This window comes from Nonlabens xiamenensis (genome assembly GCF_003865345.1).
Lineage (GTDB): Bacteria > Bacteroidota > Bacteroidia > Flavobacteriales > Flavobacteriaceae > Nonlabens > Nonlabens xiamenensis.
Window position 1 is genome coordinate 759,465 of the sequence record NZ_RMVE01000001.1, and the last position, 19,779, is coordinate 779,243.

The 19,779-nt window shown below is 43.0% G+C and carries 10 protein-coding genes; 4 read left to right on the forward strand and 6 right to left on the reverse strand.

What is annotated here, in order from left to right:
* Positions 1 to 27: 27 nt before the first annotated feature.
* A complete protein-coding gene (locus tag EGM47_RS03415; RefSeq protein WP_124979346.1) occupies positions 28 to 1,800 on the forward strand; it encodes a 1-deoxy-D-xylulose-5-phosphate synthase in 1,773 nt (590 codons plus the stop codon).
* Here EGM47_RS03415 and EGM47_RS03420 read toward each other — a convergent pair.
* Complete coding sequence (locus tag EGM47_RS03420) at positions 1,797 to 4,607, reverse strand: T9SS type A sorting domain-containing protein (RefSeq protein WP_124979347.1); 2,811 nt, start codon at positions 4,605 to 4,607, stop codon at positions 1,797 to 1,799. The two genes, EGM47_RS03415 and EGM47_RS03420, sit on opposite strands and share 4 nt — an antisense overlap.
* 50 nt (positions 4,608 to 4,657) lie before the next feature.
* Positions 4,658 to 5,989, reverse strand: coding sequence for a dGTP triphosphohydrolase (gene dgt / locus EGM47_RS03425; protein WP_124979348.1), 1,332 nt, complete (start codon positions 5,987 to 5,989; stop codon positions 4,658 to 4,660).
* Positions 5,990 to 6,142: 153 nt separating this feature from the next.
* Here dgt and EGM47_RS03430 point away from each other — a divergent pair, with 153 nt between their 5' ends.
* The 3 genes from EGM47_RS03430 to EGM47_RS03440 all read left to right on the forward strand — a co-directional run bounded on the left by EGM47_RS03430 (position 6,143) and on the right by EGM47_RS03440 (position 12,572).
* Positions 6,143 to 8,872, forward strand: coding sequence for a TonB-dependent receptor (locus EGM47_RS03430; RefSeq protein WP_124979349.1), 2,730 nt, complete (start codon positions 6,143 to 6,145; stop codon positions 8,870 to 8,872).
* An 88-nt stretch (positions 8,873 to 8,960) separates the two neighbouring features.
* The gene (locus tag EGM47_RS03435) at positions 8,961 to 10,109 is read left to right on the forward strand and encodes a hypothetical protein (protein WP_124979350.1); all 1,149 of its coding nucleotides are present in this window, start codon (positions 8,961 to 8,963) and stop codon (positions 10,107 to 10,109) included.
* Positions 10,110 to 10,295: 186 nt separating this feature from the next.
* The gene (locus EGM47_RS03440; RefSeq protein WP_124979351.1) at positions 10,296 to 12,572 is read left to right on the forward strand and encodes an inorganic phosphate transporter; all 2,277 of its coding nucleotides are present in this window, start codon (positions 10,296 to 10,298) and stop codon (positions 12,570 to 12,572) included.
* Positions 12,573 to 13,018: 446 nt separating this feature from the next.
* Here EGM47_RS03440 and EGM47_RS03445 read toward each other — a convergent pair whose 3' ends face one another.
* The 4 genes from EGM47_RS03445 to EGM47_RS03460 are packed head-to-tail and all read right to left on the reverse strand — an operon-like array spanning position 13,019 to position 19,757.
* Positions 13,019 to 16,561 carry an efflux RND transporter permease subunit gene (locus EGM47_RS03445; protein ID WP_124979352.1) on the reverse strand — a complete coding sequence of 1,181 codons (3,543 nt, stop codon included), beginning with the start codon at positions 16,559 to 16,561 and terminating at the stop codon, positions 13,019 to 13,021.
* A 1-nt stretch (position 16,562) separates the two neighbouring features.
* Positions 16,563 to 17,741 (reverse strand): efflux RND transporter periplasmic adaptor subunit, encoded by a 1,179-nt coding sequence (locus EGM47_RS03450; protein WP_124979353.1) that lies wholly within the window; start codon positions 17,739 to 17,741, stop codon positions 16,563 to 16,565.
* 21 nt (positions 17,742 to 17,762) lie between these two features.
* Positions 17,763 to 19,139, reverse strand: coding sequence for a TolC family protein (locus EGM47_RS03455; RefSeq protein ID WP_124979354.1), 1,377 nt, complete (start codon positions 19,137 to 19,139; stop codon positions 17,763 to 17,765).
* Entirely contained in the window at positions 19,140 to 19,757 is a 618-nt protein-coding gene (locus EGM47_RS03460; RefSeq protein WP_124979355.1) for a TetR/AcrR family transcriptional regulator, read from the reverse strand.
* Between the last annotated feature and the right edge of the window lie 22 nt (positions 19,758 to 19,779).

The following is a 19,779-nucleotide window of genomic DNA, read 5'->3' on the forward strand; positions in this document are numbered from 1 at the left end:
CAAAAAGCCTTGGCGTACCTTTGAAACATGGTAAGATCCTTACTTTCCCAAATTGATGATCCAGCAGATTTAAGACAACTGGAGACCGAACAATTACCTCAATTGGCTGGCGAACTGCGTGATTTCATCATTGATGTCGTGGCAACCAAAGAAGGACATTTGGGCGCAAGTCTGGGTGTGGTAGAGCTTACCATCGCATTGCATTATGTGTTCCAAACTCCCAAAGACTTGTTGGTCTGGGACGTGGGACACCAAGCCTATGGGCACAAAATTTTGACTGGTAGGAGAGTTGATTTTCATACCAATCGGGATCTGGGTGGTTTGTCGGGATTTCCCAAAAGAGCCGAAAGTGTTTACGATACCTTTGGCACAGGTCATAGTTCCACTGCCATTAGTGCTGCATTGGGAATGGCCATGGCCAGTGCATTAAAAGGTGTAGATACTAAGCATGTGGCGGTAGTAGGGGATGCCAGTATTGCCAGTGGGATGGCTTTTGAAGCTTTAAACCATGCAGGTGTGAGCGGTGCAGATCTCTTGGTCATTCTCAACGACAATGCGATTGGAATAGACCCTAGTGTAGGCGCTCTGAAGGACTACCTCACGAAAACAAAATCAGGTAAGGTTACCGGAAGGGATAACATTTTTGAGGCGTTAAATTTTGACTATTCAGGACCTATCGATGGACATAATCTGGAGCTGTTGATCCAAGAATTGAATCGGCAACGATCACTTTCAGGTCCTAGATTGCTTCATGTGCGTACCCTTAAAGGCAAAGGACTAAAACAAGCCGAGCAAGATCAGGTGCGCTATCACGCTCCTGGAAAGTTTGATAAATATACAGGTGAGATTCCTGCTAGTGATACCAGTGAGCTTCCGCCAAAATTCCAGGATGTGTTTGGGATTACATTGACCGAATTGGCTGCAAAGAATCCAAAAGTCGTAGGGATTACTCCTGCCATGCCTACCGGAAGTTCAATGAAGATAATGATGGATGCCTATCCGGATCGGGCTTTTGATGTGGGTATTGCAGAACAACATGCCGTCACTCTTGCTGCTGGTATGGTCACTCAGGGATTGGTCCCGTTTTGTAATATTTACTCTACATTTCTTCAACGAGCCTACGATCAGGTCGTACATGATGTCGCATTGCAGAAATTGCCAGTGGTCTTCTGCCTTGACCGAGCAGGACTGGTCGGTAAGGATGGTGCAACACATCACGGTGTATATGACCTGGCCTATTTAAACTGCATTCCTAATATGATCCTTTCAGCGCCCATGGATGCTATCGAACTGCGCCAGATGATGTACACAGCTTCACAAGGACTGAACCAGCCCATCGCTATCAGATATCCCAGGGGACGAGGACAATTGCGGGATTGGCAAGTAGACTTCAGGGAGATAAAACTGGGAAAGGCCCGTGTACTCCACCAATCCTCAAAAATTGCGGTCCTTAGTTTGGGAAGCATTGGTAGCATGGTGCAGGATGCGATCGTCGACCTGCAATTCAAACCTACGCACGTAGATATGCGATTTCTCAAGCCATTGGACACCCAAGTGTTGGATGAAATTATTGAACATCATGAACATATCATCACTATTGAGGATGGTTGTGTGATAGGAGGTCTTGGAAGTATGGTAACCGACTATGTTTCCTCAAAACGAGGCTTAGGTTCAGTCCCTGTGATTCATCGTTTAGGGATTCCAGATCAATTTATCGAACATGGTTCTACGGCAGAATTACACAAGCTAGCAGGGATTGATCGTGATACTTTAACAGCGCTAATTATGAGGCTGGTCTAGCGTTTGATCACCTTTTGGGTTTGTACAAAACCTTCCTTTTGGATGCGTATCAAATACATGCCACTGGGACCATAGATCTCAATGCGAATCGGTGTCGCGCTGATAGAAGATAACTGGTTGGATACTTCCCTTCCAGAAAGGTCAAAAACACGAATGTTAGCTTCACCCAACGTGGATGAGGCTGCTAATTGGAAAACTCCGTCAGAAATTGTTGGATAGACACTGATTTCTGTAGTTTCCGCTTCCGCGAAAGCGATACCCAATGTATCAAATTTACCTGTAAACATACCGCGACCATGGGTAGTGGCCAAAATCGTATTATCGGACAACCTGAGGTCTAAGTCGACTACCTTGACATTGGTCATACCGTTGATCAGAGGTTGCCAAGCTGGATTCGTGTTGGCAAAATCGCTTGTGGCATAGATTCCTAATTCAGTTCCAATCATAACCTCTCCTGGTAGTAATGGATTGGCAAGAATTGTTTTGACGGGAATATCGGGTAAGTTACCATCCTTGGGTTCCCAGGTTGTTCCGCCGTCATTGGTGTACCAGATATTGTTGACCCCATAATTGTGCATGGTCAGGTAGATTTCCTGTTCAGAGGCACCAAACTCAATATCTGAAACGCTTCCCAAAAAGTTCGGGTCAGAGATGTCCAACCAAACCGGATTGGTGGTGTTTGCATTTTCAACCTTGACCAATTTTGAAAATTCAGTACCTATAAAAAGGCTGGTACTTGTAGTGGTGTAGGGAGAAACTTTTAAGGCAGTTGGTCTAGAGCTGGATATCAAAGAATTACTCAGCAACGTACAGGCTGAAGCTCCAGAAAACAATTGACAAGCCTCAATGGCATTTGTTCCATTAAAATTTCGGCTGTTGGAAAAGAAGTAATCTAGATTAGCATCCAGTTCGGCTACATTGATAAAATCTCCATCTGGATTATTGCCGCCATCACCGCAATTGGGAGTGGAGATACAATATCTAAAATTATAGGTTGGGTAGGTCACATTTCTATGATTATTAAACTGGGAGGTGATCACCGCGTAATTATCAACCTCATCAATAGCTACATATCCGCCATCACCACCCAACACGGTTCCAAAAGCATTCTCACCAGGCGTAGCGTCATTGACAGCGAGCGTACCGTTATCTTGTGTACCGCCTGCCAGATCATCCCCATTGGCCTGACCGAGAGCTGCTATACTCCCGTAATAGAATTGAGTGACATTATAACCATTGTTTCTTGTTAGAATAGCGCTGGAGTTGGTATTGGCTTGGTTAAAACTCTGCGCCCATGAGACTCCGCCATCGCTCCCGATCAGTCCCTCATTTGGATTTCCAGGTTTGAAACTGATGGCATGTATATCTGCGTGTACAAAAGGGGCGTTAATGGTTTGAAGTCCATTGCCATTCATCCACTTAGAAATCTGGCTGTATGAAGTCCCGCCATTTACTGATCTGAAGCTGTCAATTCCGCCCACGTAAACAATTTGGTCATTGGTGGGATCCGTCTCAATCACCAAATCATAAAAGGCCTGTCCTCTGGTAAAATCGGTAGAAGGAATAGAATTATCTGCATCATTGGGCTCGTTGATTGGCGTGACACTGGCGAAGGCATCATCTGTAACAAACAAATCTCCAGCGCTCAACACTTGTGCGGCAATATAAAACTTGTTGGCATCCTGACCTGAAGCTGCAATTTCTACCCGATTAGCACCAGGGATAACGTTTCTGAGCGACCAACTCACCCCATCTGTTGAGCGGTAAACCCGGCCACCGCCTTGACCAGTTCCTGCTGAATTGATGGTGCTCATATAGAGTGTATTATCAGCGCTAATCTCAAAATCGTTGGGGGAGACATAAAAGGTTTGTCCGCTAAAATTATAGGATAAGATTGGTGATTCTACCCTGCTCCAGGTCGAACCATCATCAATACTTTTATAAATACCCGTATTCTGTGTTCCCAACACGCCGACAGGATTGGAAATATTGAAGTTTGGAGAATTGTACAAGATAGATCCCACCCCTATGTAAATCTCAGCATTTCCATTATTATCCCAAACGACAACGTCATTAATGCAAAATATTCCCGCTTTAAAGAGATTAGTTCCGGTGCTAGCATCTCCAGGACCAGCAAATGGTACTGGTACCGCTGCCCATGTGTTTCCTCCGTCAGAAGATTTATAAAGTCCATCGCCGATGGCTGCACCTCCTGTATATTGCTCGCCTGTACCGATGTATATGTTTTGCGGATTAAGTGGATCGATGGCATAACTTTGCACACTCAAGTTGGCTGCCACTCCCGGAACAATAGTCCACTGTTCATTCGGGTCAGTTATATCATCATTTACCCAAAGTCCGCCGCCAACACCGCCTGCAAAAACCCTGTTGTAATCAATCCCATCTCCATTGTTTGCACCTACGTCGTTAGGATCGTAAAAAACTACGCGTGTACGACCACCTACATTATTGGGACCGCGTTCTTCCCATGCCCTAGCGCCCGAACCTGGAACACTTTTTCCTATGCTATTTGTCTCAACAGGTTGAACCTTAAAAGGAGTTGGATATCCTAGTCTGGGATTCATGGTAAGCTCCCACATGCGTTCATTATAGGCATTAGGAGGGAGGCCATGAGCCTTGCGCTCTTCTTTTGACATGGATAGAGATTTATGAACTGCACTATTCAAAACAAATTCTCTGTGTAGTGCCTGTGCGTCCTCCATTGTAGTATCAGGAGAACAATGCCAAAAGCCAGCTCCAATAAAAAGTACTGAAGTGGTAAAAAATAAAATACGCTTGATTTTCATGACCTTTATTCTATGGTACGTAAATATAAATAAGCCTGGAGAAACTCTGTTTACACCTTGCCATTTATGACACCAAATAGCGCCATAGACTTACTGTCGGTAAGCGAGGCCACGTAACCACAAGCTTCTAGTAAACTATGGTATCGGTCTTTCTCAGCTATGTCTAGACCTTTGCAAGATGTCAGTATAAGTTTGTCGTAAGGGGTGAGCCTATCTTCCAATTTGTTTTCACAGGCCTGACAAACGGCCCCTAATATGTCACGCAGAATTTTATACCCGGCAATTTCTTTTTGGATGACCTCTTCATGTCTGTAAACTCGTTCTACGGTAATCCCTAATATATCGTCGATTTGTGCCTTATAGGTGGATAGGTCTGTTAGTGCTTTACTCATTTCACCATCGAGGATAGCTTCCTCATGATTCATAAAGATGTCCACGCAATCTTTGATCAGATTGTTGATGGCCAAAGATCTTAAATAAGCCAGTCTTTGGGAAGTAGTTTTAAGCTGGCTATAAGCTTCAGTCCGTATGGTATCCCTCACCAAGTTGATGAATTGTTCGAGCGCGTGGTCCTCGCTGATCCATCCCAGGTTGATTCCATCTTCAAAGTCTATGATGGTGTAACAGATATCATCTGCGGCTTCTACTAGATAGGCCAACGGATGGCGGTAATATTTTTCAGGATTGTTCTCAGGGGCTTTTAAGCCTAATTCCTGAGCTACATCCTCAAAATGTGCCCAATCTGCCTGGAAAACACCAAATTTCTTTTGGGAGATATGGCGCGTAGGTCGATGAGGTAAGGAATCCTTTGGGTATTTAATGAAAGCACCCAAGGTAGCATAGGACAAACGTAAACCGCCAGGAATACCAGGTTGACTTTGATTGAGTAGGTGATAGCCGTTAGCATTCCCCTCATATTGAAGCAGGTCTTGTTGTTGCTTTCGCGAAAGCGGTTCAATCATTCTTGCGCCTACACCTGAAGAGAAAAAGGAGCCAATAGATTTTTCGCCACTATGGCCAAAAGGTGGATTTCCGATATCATGTGCCAATGCGGCAGCGGCGACGATAGCACCAAAATCTTGTTGTTTATACCCCAGGGCCGATAAATGTGGATGTTTGTCCAGAATACGCTGTCCAGCCATACGTCCCAAGGAGCGTCCCACTACACTTACTTCTAGAGAATGGGTTAGACGTGTGTGTACAAAACCGCTTTGGCTCAACGGAATGACCTGGGTTTTATCCTGCAGACTGCGGAATTGCTGAGAAAAGATCACCCGGTCGTAATCCACCTCAAACCCCAGTCTTAATTCATCCTGATCAGCCCTGAGTCGTGGTACCTGATCTCCAAAACGTTTCAGCGAAAGCAGCTGTTGCCAGTTCATTGTCTTTTTTTGGGCAATATACACAGGATTTTGACGTCCGTCAGCGCTTTTTGATTTTACCATTTCTTAACGTAGAATGAATAGGACTTAATGGTGTGATAACTCATAAACGTCCTTTGTGGTTGTTCTTTTGCAAAATATAAATATGACCAAATGAAAAAGTTGTTTTTTCTTATTTTGTTTTTTGTAACTGCCTTGGTTTCAGCGCAAAATGGTACGGTTGCCGGTCTGGTGACTGATACGGATTATGATGATGAACCTGTAGCTTTTGCTTCAGTGCAGTTGAAAGGTACCACGTTGGGGGCGCAAACTGATATGGATGGGAAATTCCGCATTGTGGCTCCGGTTGGGACTTACACTTTGATCGTTTCTTTTGTGGGAATGCAGACGGTAGAAATACCTGACGTCAAGATCAACGAAGGCTTTACGACCACCATTAATGTGCCTATGAGTGCTGAAGCAGCCGCTCTTGAAGCGATAGAAATAACCGTAACCAAAAGCCGTGAAAGTGCCGAAGCCTTAATTCTTGAAAAGAAGAATGCCATAACGATTAAACAATCCATTGGTGCCGAGGAATTGTCCCAAAAAGGGGTGAGCGATGCTGAAGGTGCAGTGACCAAGGTAAGTGGTGTGTCGAAGCAGTCAGGGGTAAAGAATGTATTTGTACGTGGACTAGGTGACAGATATAATTCAACTACTTTGAATAGTTTACCCTTACCTTCTGACGATCCTGAATACAAAAATATTTCTTTGGACTTCTTTGGATCAGATCTGTTAGAAAGTGTTGATATCAACAAAGTGTTCACTTCAGAGATTACAGGTGACAACGCTGGAGCTAACATCAATATTGATATGAAAGGGCTAACCGGAAAAAGAGCCCTAGATATAGGTTTGGCCACGGGAATCAACACACAAACCATAGGTGAGGATTTTAAAGGTATAGATGGAGAAGGTTTCTTTGGTTTTAGTGAGGAAGAGGTGCCGGTAGATAATTTGAGTGTATATTCTTTTAATAATCAGTTGGCTCCAGAAACAAATGATGCCAGTCCTAACCTTGGGCTATCTATCGCAGGAGGTAAAAGATTTGATATCGGCGACAACCATTTGAATGTATACGGTTTGTTGACCTTTGATAATGGATACCGATTTACTGAAAGAACAGTAAGGAATACCAACAGTGCTGGAGTTGAATTTTTTGATTTAGATGGTGTGAATTACGATTATGGCACCTCGCAAATTGCCATGGGTAACCTTAATTATGTAATGGGGAAAAACAATATAGAGTTGATCTCTATGTACATTCATAAAAATACCCAAAGCTTTCAGGAATATGAGGGTATCAATAATCCTGAGCAAGAAGGAGACCGTATTTTCTTAAGAAGACAGCAAACCAATAATAACAATGTATATGTCAATCAGCTACTGACTAATTTTGCTTTGAGTGATCGTTTGGATCTTGAGGTCAAAGCATCATTTAATGCTGTCAGGGGTAGTGAGCCCGACCGACGTGATTTTGAATATCTTTTCAGGGATGGCTTTTATAGTCCAAACATAGATTCTGGAGGGAATAACCAGAGATATTTTAGTGAAGTTCAGGAAAATGATTTTAACGGTATTGCCAATCTTAAGTTTGACTTGAACACAGATGCAGAAAGTGACCTGGCTCATTTTATCAGCTTGAATACCTCTTATCGCTATACCCATCATATATTTAAGGCTACAACTTTTAACCATACAGTAAACAACCGAATTGAAGTTGATATTGATAATCCAGATGCATTTTATAGTCAACCTTCCCTGGTAGCAGGTAATTTTAGATTGGAAACAGGACGGGGGAGTGCTATCAATCCTAATGCTTTTGATCCATTCTATTATCTAGGGGATAAATACACGATCACTGGGGGAGCCAATTATGTGAAACAATTTTCTGATAAATTCCTCATCAACTTAGGAGGTAGATTCGAAAATATCGAGCAAGAGGTAGAATATAATACCAACATCGCCAGAAGTTCGATCAACGGTCCTTCTATTATAGAAGAGTCATTTTTTCTACCCAGTTTAGGGTTGAAATACAATCTTAACGAGGATAATATTATAAGATTTGGTGCCAGTCAGACCTATATGTTACCTCGATTCAAAGAAATTGCACCATTTAGATATGATGGAGTTCAATTCTCAATTCAAGGTAATCCTGATTTGGAGGCCTCTACCATCTTGAACTTTGACTTGGCCTATGAATACTATCCATCCAAAGGAGAGTTGATCTCGCTTACCGGATTCTATAAGAACATCAATGATCCAGTTTCTAGGGTTGAGATCCCAAGTGCGGGTAATACCTTAACTTATTTGAATGTAGGTGAAACAGCCACAGTATTGGGAGCAGAATTTGAATTGCGCAAAGATGTTTGGACCAAGGAATTGGCAGAACTGGAAGTAGACGCACCGAGAAATGCCACTTTTACAGTGGGATTCAATGCCAGCTATATTTACAGCAAGCAGGACCTGGACGATCCATTGGCCCAGTTCAGTGAGGAAAGCACCCAATTGCAGGGAGCAGCTCCATTATTGTTGAACCTGGATTTAAATTACAGCACATTTTTTGGTCACAGCAAGGTAAATACTGCCATGGTGTTGAACTACTTCAGTGATCGTGTTTACTCTGTGGGAACGAGAGGATTTGAGAATATCACAGAGGTGGGCGTACCTACCCTGGATTTTGTGGGATCTTTAGGTATTGGAGAGAATGGGAAGTTATCCCTAAAAGCTAAAAATATCCTCAATCCCGAAATCCAATTGGAGCGTGAAGGCCTGGACAACAATACAGTGTTAAGTAGCTACACCCGCGGAGTTAACATTAGCCTGGGATACAGCTACAAATTTTAAAGTTTGGTAAAGTTGGCTTAACACCTTCATGGTTATCAAGGAGTTAATTTGCACCAACATTCAAACTGAAAACTTTAAAAACAAAAAAATGAAAAAATTTATTTTATCAGCGCTTACCATAGCAGCCTTAAGCATCACTTCCTGTAGTACTGATGATGATGTCTCTGGAGGAAATCAAGGCAATAATGAAGAGTTGTCTTTGTCTGGAAATATTACCGAAAATAGAACTCTTGTAGCTGGAAATTCATATGTGTTAAACGGTCCTCTATTCGTTAAAAATGGAGTGACTCTAACCATTCCAGCGGGAACTGTGATTACAGCTCAGGCAGGAGGAACAGATGTTTATTTGATGGTAGAAAGAGGAGGACGTATTATCGCCGATGGTGAACCCAATGCGCCTATCAGATTTACAGCTTCTTCACAATCACCAGCCGCTTGGGGTGGGTTGATCATTAATGGGAACGCCTTTATTTCAGGTCAAAATCCTCAAGGGCAAAATGAGGCCGGAACTGAGGTGAATACTGGTGTCCTTTTTGGGGGTGATAACGATGCAGATAACTCTGGTGTTCTTGACCATGTGATCATTGAATATACGGGTGCTCGTATTGACGGTAGCGCAGAACACAATGGGTTGACGCTTAACGGTGTTGGTTCAGGGACTACGCTTTCTAATATCTGGATTGCTAATGGAGATGATGATGGTATTGAGTTTTTCGGCGGATCGGTTAATGCTTCCAACATCTTTGTTCTAAATGCTAAGGATGATATGTTTGACTTTACGCAGGGTTACAGAGGAACTTGTACCAACCTTTATGGTATCCGTCAGGCCGATTACACTGCTGTAACTTCTGACCCAAGAGGTATTGAGGCCGATGGTAACCTTGACGGGAACTCGCCTTCTGATAATACACAGTCGGACTTTACAGTGAATAATATTACGATCATCAATTCTGGTAATAATGTTGAGTTTTCTGACTTGATCAAGGTCCGTCGTGGAGCTACTGCCAGAATTACTAACGCGTTGGCAGGTACTTTTGGAACTGCCATTGCTTCTGACTTTATTGACCTGGAAGATTCAAGAGGAAATGCAACTGCATCAACTTCTATCGATGCTACCGCCAATGGTACGGCGGACGAGACTGATATTAAAAATGCGCCAGGCGCTACAGTGAATATCTCTGCTAACAACACAGGAGCTGATGCTACTGCATTTAGTTGGACGGGCTACAACTTCTAGTTCATCTAACTGATTATTTTATAAAAGCCACCCCAGTCGGGTGGCTTTTTGTATTCAAGCTTGTTTTGTTGGATTGAAGCCTATGTATCTTCATAATAACTCTATAGTATGAGTGTATTGATAACAATCCCATAACACTGGAAAGTTTTTAAAACACGACTTTTGCAGATTGAATAAAAGCGCCATATGTCTGATATATATATTTACATGCTCTTTATCCTTACCGGTCTGGCCATCACCGACCTGGTTGTGGGAGTGAGCAATGATGCAGTCAATTTTCTGAACAGTGCCATAGGTTCCAAGGCGATCAATTTTAAGACCATTATGATCATCGCCAGCTTAGGGGTGGCGCTCGGAGCTCTCTCCTCACAAGGGATGATGGAGGTGGCCAGAAAAGGGATTTTTAATCCGGGCGAATTTTACTTTGATGAGGTCATGACCATTTTTATGGCGGTCATGATTACTGACGTTTTGCTTCTGGATTTTTTCAATTCGATGGGATTACCCACGTCAACTACAGTTTCTATCGTATTTGAATTGTTGGGGGCAGCTGTGTGTGTTTCATTGATTAAGATCAATGCCAGTGATACAGAAACCTTCCTCAATCTAGGGCAATATATCGCCACCGATACTGCTTTGACCATTATTTTGGGAATTCTGCTATCCGTCCTCATTGCTTTTACTATAGGAGCGCTGGTCCAATTCCTCTCTCGACTCATGCTTACTTTTGACTTCCGCAAGCGACCTGCTTTTTATGCTGGAGTTTTCGGCGGATTGTCACTTACCAGCCTTTTCTATTTTATCATCCTAAAAGGTTTTAAAGGAGCAGATCTTTATTTTGAACCTCTTAATCAAGCGCTGAACAACTTACAAACCATGGATGTTACGGTATTGATTACAGTTGCTACCCTTATTTGGACCGTTGTTTCCCTGGTATATGTCTATGTCTTGAAATGGGATATCTATAAACTTATTATCATTCTGGGAACATTTGGTCTGGCCATGGCTTTTGCTGGAAATGACCTGGTCAACTTTATTGGTGTACCTATCGGTGCTTACCAAGCCTGGGAATATGCAGAATCTACAGGATTAATGGCCAGTGAAATCAGTATGGAACGCCTGGCTGCCAAACTCCCTGCCGATAAAATCCTGCTCATCGTTGCGGGATTGATCATGATTGCGACGCTGTGGTTGTCTTCCAAAGCACAAGCCGTAGTAAAAACTTCAGTAGATCTGGCCAGACAGGATTCTGGAACGGAGCGTTTCCAACCCAATGCTATTTCCAGATATTTGGTACGCTATTCTCTAATGGCTGCCGAAGGGATTAAATCCATTACCCCAGAGTCTACTCAGGAATACATCTCCGCCCGTTTTGACAAGCCCATTGCTCCAAAAGTAGTCTCCAGACATGCCGACAAGCCTGCCTTTGACTATGTGCGCGCCTCAGTTAACCTTATGGTAGCTAGTGTATTGATTTCTATTGCGACCTCTTATAAATTACCGCTCTCCACCACCTACGTGACCTTTATGGTAGCCATGGGAACTTCCCTGGCCGATCGCGCTTGGGGAACTGAGAGCGCTGTTTACCGTATTGCCGGAGTGTTGAACGTAATTGGTGGGTGGTTTTTTACGGCTTTTAGTGCTTTTACAGCCGCTGCTTTATTTGCCTATATCCTACACATAGGCGGGATGTATGCCGTTGTGGCGCTGGTGACCTTGGCCATTGTTCTGTTGATCCGTAGCTTCTTAAAACATAAGAAATCTCAGCAGATCCAAAAGGAAACTGACCAACTTAAAAAAGCAGAAAGCAAAACCATTCAAGGTATTATTGAGGAAAGTTCGTCTAACGTGGCTACCGTATTCAAGCGTTCCAAACGTATCTACAAAAACACCTTGGACGGGTTGATCGCACAAGACCTTGCCATCCTGAAAGCCTCCCGCAAGGAGTCTAAAAAATTGAGTGTTGAAATTGACGACCTGCGCAATAATATTTTCTTCTTTATTAAAAATCTGGACGAAAAAAACCTGGGTGCGAGTAAGTTCTATATCGATGCCTTAGGGAACCTACAGGACATCTCCCAATCATTGGATTATATCTCTAGGGCCAGTAACACGCACATTAATAATAATCACAAGAGTCTTAAGTTTACCCAGATCAAAGATTTGAAAGAAATCATTTTGAGCATTCACGAGATCTTTAACGATGCCCAGGAGATTTTTACCAAGCACGAATTTGACCAATTAGAGGAAATTATCCTGCAAAAACGTGAACTTATCGTCCTTGTGGACCAAAAAATTGACAAGCAGGTAAAGCGCACCAAAGACGATGAAGAATCGCCTAAAAACACCACGCTTTACTTCAGTATCTTATTGGAAACTCGCGATTTGATGAATGAAACCATTCAGATCGTAGAGCAGTATTATCGTGAATATGATGCTACCAGATCCACACAGGGTCAATAAGGAGGGTCTGCTGTTGACATCTTATCTAATCTTATCGCTTTCGCGAAAGCGAATCCATCACCGTCAGTTTTAGGTAGATAGGTCAGATGGACAAATCCTGTATTCATTATACAAGCGGCCTTTGTCAACATTCAGATCAAAAATGATTTCGTGAGATAAGGACCCTGTTGGTTGTTTAGAATTACGAAAAGCGGTTGTCTAAAAAAGCAACTTTCTAAAGTCGAACTGAGGCCGTAGAAGCAGTGTCAAACTGAGCCTGTCGAAGTTTTAATCTTTTGATTTCATATGAGCATGCTCAGCACGACAATACTTGTCAGCTTGAGCCCGTCAAAGGTGATTTCCAATGAATAAACCATTTGAGATTTCAACCGGTCTTCGACAAGCTCAGACTGACAACATTGTTGTTTATAAGCTTTTTAGACAGCCTCTTACAAGTTACAACTTATCTATGCGACTTGGTCGCCTTCCAGTTGTTGATAGGCTTCTTCACGTTCTTCTACACGTTCTGGATTTCTAAAACGTTGCCACCTTAACTTCGCCCGGTGTACCATATATAAAAGAACAGGTACAATGATCAAGGTCAGAAAGGTCGCAAACAATAGCCCAAAAATTACCGTCCAGGCCAATGGCCCCCAGAAGATCACATTGTCACCACCTTGGTAATAATTGGGGTCAAAATTACTGGCCAGACCAAAGAAGTCAATGTTCAGTCCGATGGCCAAGGGTATAAGTCCCAGTACGGTAGTGATCGCCGTAAGCAATACCGGACGTAAACGGGCTTTACCTCCTTGTACAATAGCTTTAAATGCATCTTCCTTGCTGATCAAGTGCTTGTCATCATCAATACCTAATTCCTCACGTCGCTTCAATTTTAAGATATCCACGTAGTCAATCAGGACCACACTGTTATTCACCACAATACCAGCCAAAGAGATGATCCCCATCATAGTCATCATAATGACAAAAGGCCAACCTGTGATCATCAAGCCCAAAAACACCCCAATAAAACTCAGGAAGATCGAGATCATGATGATGGTCGGTTTGGACACTCCGCCGAATTGGAAGATCAGGATAAAGAAAATCAGCAGTAATCCAAACAGTAGGGCTGACATCAAAAAGGCCTGTTGCTTATTTTGTTCTTCCAGCTGTCCGGTGTAATCGATTTTGATGTCTTGAGGTAGATCTTCAAAATCTAACATCTCATTTTGTATCTGCGCCACAGCGGCTCCTGCATCACTGTATCCAGGTTTCAACGCGCTGTAAACGGTCACCACACGCTGGTTATCCTTGTGCTTAATGGCACTAAAACCAGAAACATTCTCTTGAGTGGTTACTGCACTCACAGGTACTTCCATCACCCGGCCGGTCGCCATGTCCCTAAAGGTGATGCGCTGATTAAACAAAGAGCTACGATCGTATCGATTTTCCTCATTGAAGCGCACATAGATGTCATAGTCCTCACCATCTTTCTTGTAAATTCCAGCTTTTTCTCCAAAAATGGCACGCCTCAATTGCATTCCTACCTGGCTGGCACTGATACCCAGCTCACCCGCTTTTTCACGATCGACCTTAACCTGTAGGGCTGGCTTACTCTTATTGACATCGATTTTAAGTTCGTCAACAGGGGCGATATTCTTTTCATTGAGGAATTTGACCATGCGCTCTGCAGTCACGATCAGTTCTTCATAATCATCACCCTGTAGTTCGATATTGACCGGATACCCGGCTGGAGGACCGGCGGCATCCTTTTCAACACTAATGGCTATTCCCGGGAATTTGCCTTGAACGGCCTCTTGTACTTTCTTGCGTAATACCTCAGAATCCTTATCACGTCTGTATTTATATTCCCGCATGGAGGCGGTTATCTTTCCTTTATGGGGCATCTCAGCCGAGCTTCCCCCATCGGTTTGTGGGTTTCCGGCACCTTCACCCACTTGTGAAACCGCACTTTCTACCAAAAAGTTACGTCCATCATCCATGTACTCTTCTTGATTTAAGACATCATAGACTATCTCTTCAATGGCTTTAGTCGTGCTATTGGTCTTGGCGATGGATGTTCCTTGTGGGTATTCGATATAAACAATGATCTGGTTGGGTTTGTTTTCTGGGAAAAACTCCACTTTGGTACGACCTTTTGCTACCGACCACCCAAAATAAAGGGCCAATACACCAAAAAACATCACTACCATTCCCGCCATAAAGAAATACGGCTTCTTGCCTCTCAAGGCAAATTTCAGGAAACTGGCATAGGCATTGTCTAACCATTTGAGGATGCGACGTTGGAAAAATAAGGTAGCCCCTTTGAGGACATACTTGTAAATCCACAACAAAATTACAGTAACCACCATCACAGATCCAATTCCGCGTATCGCACCACCAAAAAGAATAATCAATATTCCCAATCCACCCATGACGATGGAAATCCAGATCAAATTCTTAAGCGGAATTTGTTTTTCATCCACGCTCATGAATTTGGACACCAACATCGAGTTAAAGAAAATGGCAACAATCAATGAACTTCCCAGTACCACGGATAATGTGATCGGGAAATACTTCATAAACTCGCCCATCACACCTGGCCATAGACCTATAGGGACAAAGGCTGCTACGGTTGTCAAGGTCGATATGATGATAGGTACGGCAATTTCGCCGATACCCACCTTTGCTGCTCGCATTCTGGGCATGCCTTCATCATCCATCAGACGATAGACGTTTTCAACTACCACAATACCATTGTCTACCAGCATTCCCAGTCCCATGATCATGGCAAATAGAATCATGGTGTTCAGTGTATATCCCAAGAAATTCAGGATAACAAAACTCATCAACATGGACATAGGAATTGCAAAACCTACAAACAATGCGTTACGGAATCCTAAAAAGAACATCAACACCGTCACCACCAAAATCACCCCAAAGATGATGTTGTTGACCAAATCATCTACTTGGTTCAGGGTTCTGCTGGAACCATCATTAGTAATGGTAATCTCTACATCTGAAGGGATTCGATTGTTTTCCTGTGATTCAGCTAAAATTTCACGAATACTTTCTGAGGCAGTAATCATGTTTTTACCTGACTGTTTCTTGACGTCGATCATCACAACCGGATCTCCTGACTCTCGGGCATAAGTGGTCTTGTCTTCTTCCTTAAAATTTACTTCAGCGATGTCTTTGAGATAGATCGGGCCGTTTTCATTCTTCACTACAAAACGTTCCAGCTGATCTGGTCGGGTTACTTCCCCCAAGATACGTATCGTGCGTCGTTGGTTTTCCGTTTTAATGTTACCTGCACTCATCGTGGAATTCCCTGCCCGTACCGCATTGATAACATTGTCAAAACTAACCTTGGCTGCGGTCATTTTGTAGATATCGACCGCTACTTCTACTTCCAGCTCCTGGGCACCCCGGATACTGGCTTCTTTGATCTCTTGAAGCCCCTCTATTTCATCTTGTAGGTATTCAGCAAATTCCTTGAGTTCTCTGACGGTATAATCTCCTCTCAGATTGATATTCATGATCGGAATCTCCTCACTCATTTTCAAGTCAAAGACATTGGGTTCGATTTTGGCACCGTTAAAGGTGGGCCAGTCTTCATTGGCCGTTTCCATGTCAACTTTATCCTTTACTTTTTGCTTAGCCTCTTCTACACTAATACTGGAACTCAAAATGTCTCCTTCTTCAAACTCAACTGTGATGATTGAGTAGTCTTCTTGAGAGGTGGAAAGTATCTCGGCTACACCAGAAATATTCTTCAACTGATCTTCCAGAGGTTCAGTGATCAATCGTTCAATATCTTCGGCTGTATTACCTGGAAAGACACTAGAGATATAAATTTTTGTTTCCTTGACCTCAGGAAAATCTTCCCTGGGCATGGCAAAATATCCTTGAACCCCCAGGATCAGCACTATGGCAATGAGGATCCAGATTACAGTAGAGTTGTTGATCGCCCAAGAGGACAATCCAAACTCCTTTTCACTTTTCTTTCCCATGTTATGCTTCTTTATTGATTCTAATGGACTGCCCGTCTTTCACACTACGTGCACCTTCGACCAAAATTTGATCTCCTTGCTTTAAACCCTCAACGACTTCTATCATATTCCCGCTAGGCTTTCCGGTTTCTACCAATTGTCTTTTGGCGGTAGCCCTATTATAGGAATTACCAGATTTCAAGTCGGTGGCAAGCATGACATATTGCTCCCCATCCTGATTTTCACTAATCACTGAAAGCGGTACCAGAATAGCGTCCTCCTTTGTGTAATCATTGATTTTAAGTTTAGCGGTAAGATTGGGCTTGATATTCCCGCTGGTATTGTTTACAGGTATTTTGATCATGAAAGATCTATTGGCCGGGTTGATGTAGGAACTGGATTGGCTTACCTTACTATCTACCGTTTCTCCGAGAACAGGGAACTGAACCTTTACGTCAGTACCCTCATTCACGCTGGCGATATAGGTTTCAGGCACTTCCACATCTATGTACATATCACTCAGATTGACCAATCTAAAAATCTGTGTCATACCAGGCGTAACTACATTCCCTTGTTCTGTAATCACGTCATCGATCACTCCAGAAAACGGCGCGGTTATGATTGTTTTGGCCAGTTGTTGTTCCATGGATTTGACAGCATTGACCTGGGACTCATAATTGGCTTTGGCTTGTAGGTATTGAATTTCTGAACCGATATTTTGGTCCCACAATCTTTTCTGGCGTTCATAAGTGGTTTTAGCCAATTGGGCTTGCACCCGGGCCTGTTCGATGTTTTGGCCCATACCTCCATCGTCAATACGTGCCAGTCGTTGCCCGCGTGTTACTCGCTGCCCTTCCTTTACATACACGTTGGTGAGAATGCCTGATGCTTCTGGGGTGATGGTGATATTTTGCTTGGTATCCACGCTTCCCTGAAGTTCTATATAATGCTTATACAAGGTATCAGAGATGGTCTCGATACTTACCAAGGCTCCTTCTTTTTTCACGGCATTTTTGTCCATGTATTTCTCAATCGCCTGGATATCATTTTCCAGCGCCTTTTTCTGGCTGAGTAATTCTGTTTTCTTTTGAGCGATTGCCTTTGTTTCACCTGAAGCAATTAATTCTTGAATGGTAGGTTCCTTTTCCCCACAAGCGGTGAGTAGCACAAAACCTAATAGTAATAAGCTTATTTTTTTCATGATGCAGTTGTTTGGAAGCAATTAATCTTGGTTGTTAATAAATTCTGGTGTGTTGAGTATAGTCTCCAGATTGGCTTTTTCTGTGATCACTTGATACATGCTTTGTAAGTATTCTGATTGGGTAGCATAAAGCTGTGTTTGTGCTTGCCGCAAGTCAAAACTCGTAGCAATACCCTCGCGGAATTTGATCAGGTTCTTATTTTCTATACGTTCTGCCAGGGCCAAATTGTCCTTACTAGTGGTATAATTGTCAATGGCTATTTGATAATTATTGACGGCGGTCTGATAATTCAACCGTATTTCCTGCATGGTACGGTCCAAATCGGTTTCTGCTTGGTCCCAGGCGATTTTTGCGCGGTCGGTGCGGGCTTGTCTACCTAGCGAACTAAATATGGGAACATTAAGGCTGATACCAGCGATGGATTGTCCAAACCATCTGGTGTCCGAGTCAAAAAAGACAAACTCATCGTCAAATGCATTTACTCCATAATTGACAAAACCACTGAGCGTAGGAAGAGCCTTGGCGCGTTCCAGTTTGTATTCCAGACGGCGTTGCTCGGTAAAATTATAAGCAATCTGGTAATCCGTATTCTTTTCCATTTCCAGTGAGCTGCTGGTTAGGCTAGGATCCATATGTTTTAAAGCCAGGCTCTCCAAGTCACTTTCCAGCGTTACTGGAGTATCTAATGCGATACCCAAGGCCAGCTTCAACATATCCATGGCAATATCTTCTTGGCGCATGGCACTTTTCAGCTGGTTTTTTAATTGGGCCTCGGTGATTTGCAGTTGCTCCACGTCTTCTTGTTCGGCTAAACCGTTTTCATAGATCTTGGTAGTCTCCTCAAGATTCTTGCTCAAGTTGTCCAAATTCCGCTCAAGTATGGCAATGTTCTCTTGAGTGAGTAAAACCCCTCCGTAGGCATTGATTATTCCTTTACGGACTTCAAGTTTGGTTTTGTTATTGGCATTTTCAGAAAAATCCAAAAAGGTTTTTGAAGCCTCCAGAGCCACAATATAAGAACCGTCAAAAATCAATTGTCGCAGCGTGGCGGTGAGGTTAGCGCTTTGTTTAGGAGTAAAAGTTACTGGAACAAAGGTGCCCGGCTCGCCTCCAACAATTTCTCCTGGTAGGGGAGTTACTGGTTGCTTGATTTGGTATTGATAGTCGGCGCTTCCATTGATTTGGGGTAACCCGGTGGAGGTTGTTTCCCATTTTTGCTTCAGAGCTTTGGCGATATCTCGTTTGGCATTTAGTGCCTGGTAGTTGTTCTCCAGACCGTACTGTATGGCTTCGTCTAAGCTGAAACTATAGGATTCCTGTTGCGGTGATGGCTGGGCGTCCGCTTTCGCGAAAGCGAATACTACCAAAATACATATCCCAAGAATATATTGGTTCATCTAATCGTGGTTTGAATTGGTTATTTTATTTAAAATTTTACGTCCCTGAGGCGTGACAATACCTCTGAGGTGGTACTCGAGGTACTGCTCAAAAAGCTCTTGAGCCGGAAACTCTTCTGAGGGGAAAATATTCAGGTTTTTGATCCCTTGCATACCCACAAAATAGATCCGAGCGATAAAACCCACATTGATGTTATCTCGATAAAGTCCCTGTTCAATCCCCTTGTTCACATTCTTACGGATACATTCGTCAATATGAGCAAACTGTATATCGGTAAGCTTTCGGAAAACATCAGGATAATATTTTTGAAGCTGATACATGGGGGAAGAATCGTCGCCCTTCAATTCCTTCATCACGTATTTTTTGATGGAATAGAGTTCCTCAATCGGATTCTCTGTATCAGCATCGACGATCTGATCAATGCATTCACACACTTGATGGCATTTGTGTAGCGAACTCTCTTCTACTAATTGACCTTTGTTCTTGTAGTAAGTATAAAGGGTTTTCTTGCTCATACCCATGCGTGAGGCAATCTCATCCATCGTCACACTTTTGAATCCCAAGCTTAAAAAGAGGTCCAGCGAAGTCGTGAGAATTTGTTCCTTTACTTCTGGCATAGTGTTGAAATTGAGGGCAAAT

Coding starts and splice junctions, on each gene's coding strand:
- EGM47_RS03415 (WP_124979346.1), top strand. CDS start 28: ATGGTAAGATCCTTACTTTCCCAAATTGATGATCCAGCAGATTTAAGA.
- EGM47_RS03420 (WP_124979347.1), bottom strand. CDS start 4,607: ATGAAAATCAAGCGTATTTTATTTTTTACCACTTCAGTACTTTTTATT.
- dgt (WP_124979348.1), bottom strand. CDS start 5,989: ATGAACTGGCAACAGCTGCTTTCGCTGAAACGTTTTGGAGATCAGGTA.
- EGM47_RS03430 (WP_124979349.1), top strand. CDS start 6,143: ATGAAAAAGTTGTTTTTTCTTATTTTGTTTTTTGTAACTGCCTTGGTT.
- EGM47_RS03435 (WP_124979350.1), top strand. CDS start 8,961: ATGAAAAAATTTATTTTATCAGCGCTTACCATAGCAGCCTTAAGCATC.
- EGM47_RS03440 (WP_124979351.1), top strand. CDS start 10,296: ATGTCTGATATATATATTTACATGCTCTTTATCCTTACCGGTCTGGCC.
- EGM47_RS03445 (WP_124979352.1), bottom strand. CDS start 16,561: ATGGGAAAGAAAAGTGAAAAGGAGTTTGGATTGTCCTCTTGGGCGATC.
- EGM47_RS03450 (WP_124979353.1), bottom strand. CDS start 17,741: ATGAAAAAAATAAGCTTATTACTATTAGGTTTTGTGCTACTCACCGCT.
- EGM47_RS03455 (WP_124979354.1), bottom strand. CDS start 19,139: ATGAACCAATATATTCTTGGGATATGTATTTTGGTAGTATTCGCTTTC.
- EGM47_RS03460 (WP_124979355.1), bottom strand. CDS start 19,757: ATGCCAGAAGTAAAGGAACAAATTCTCACGACTTCGCTGGACCTCTTT.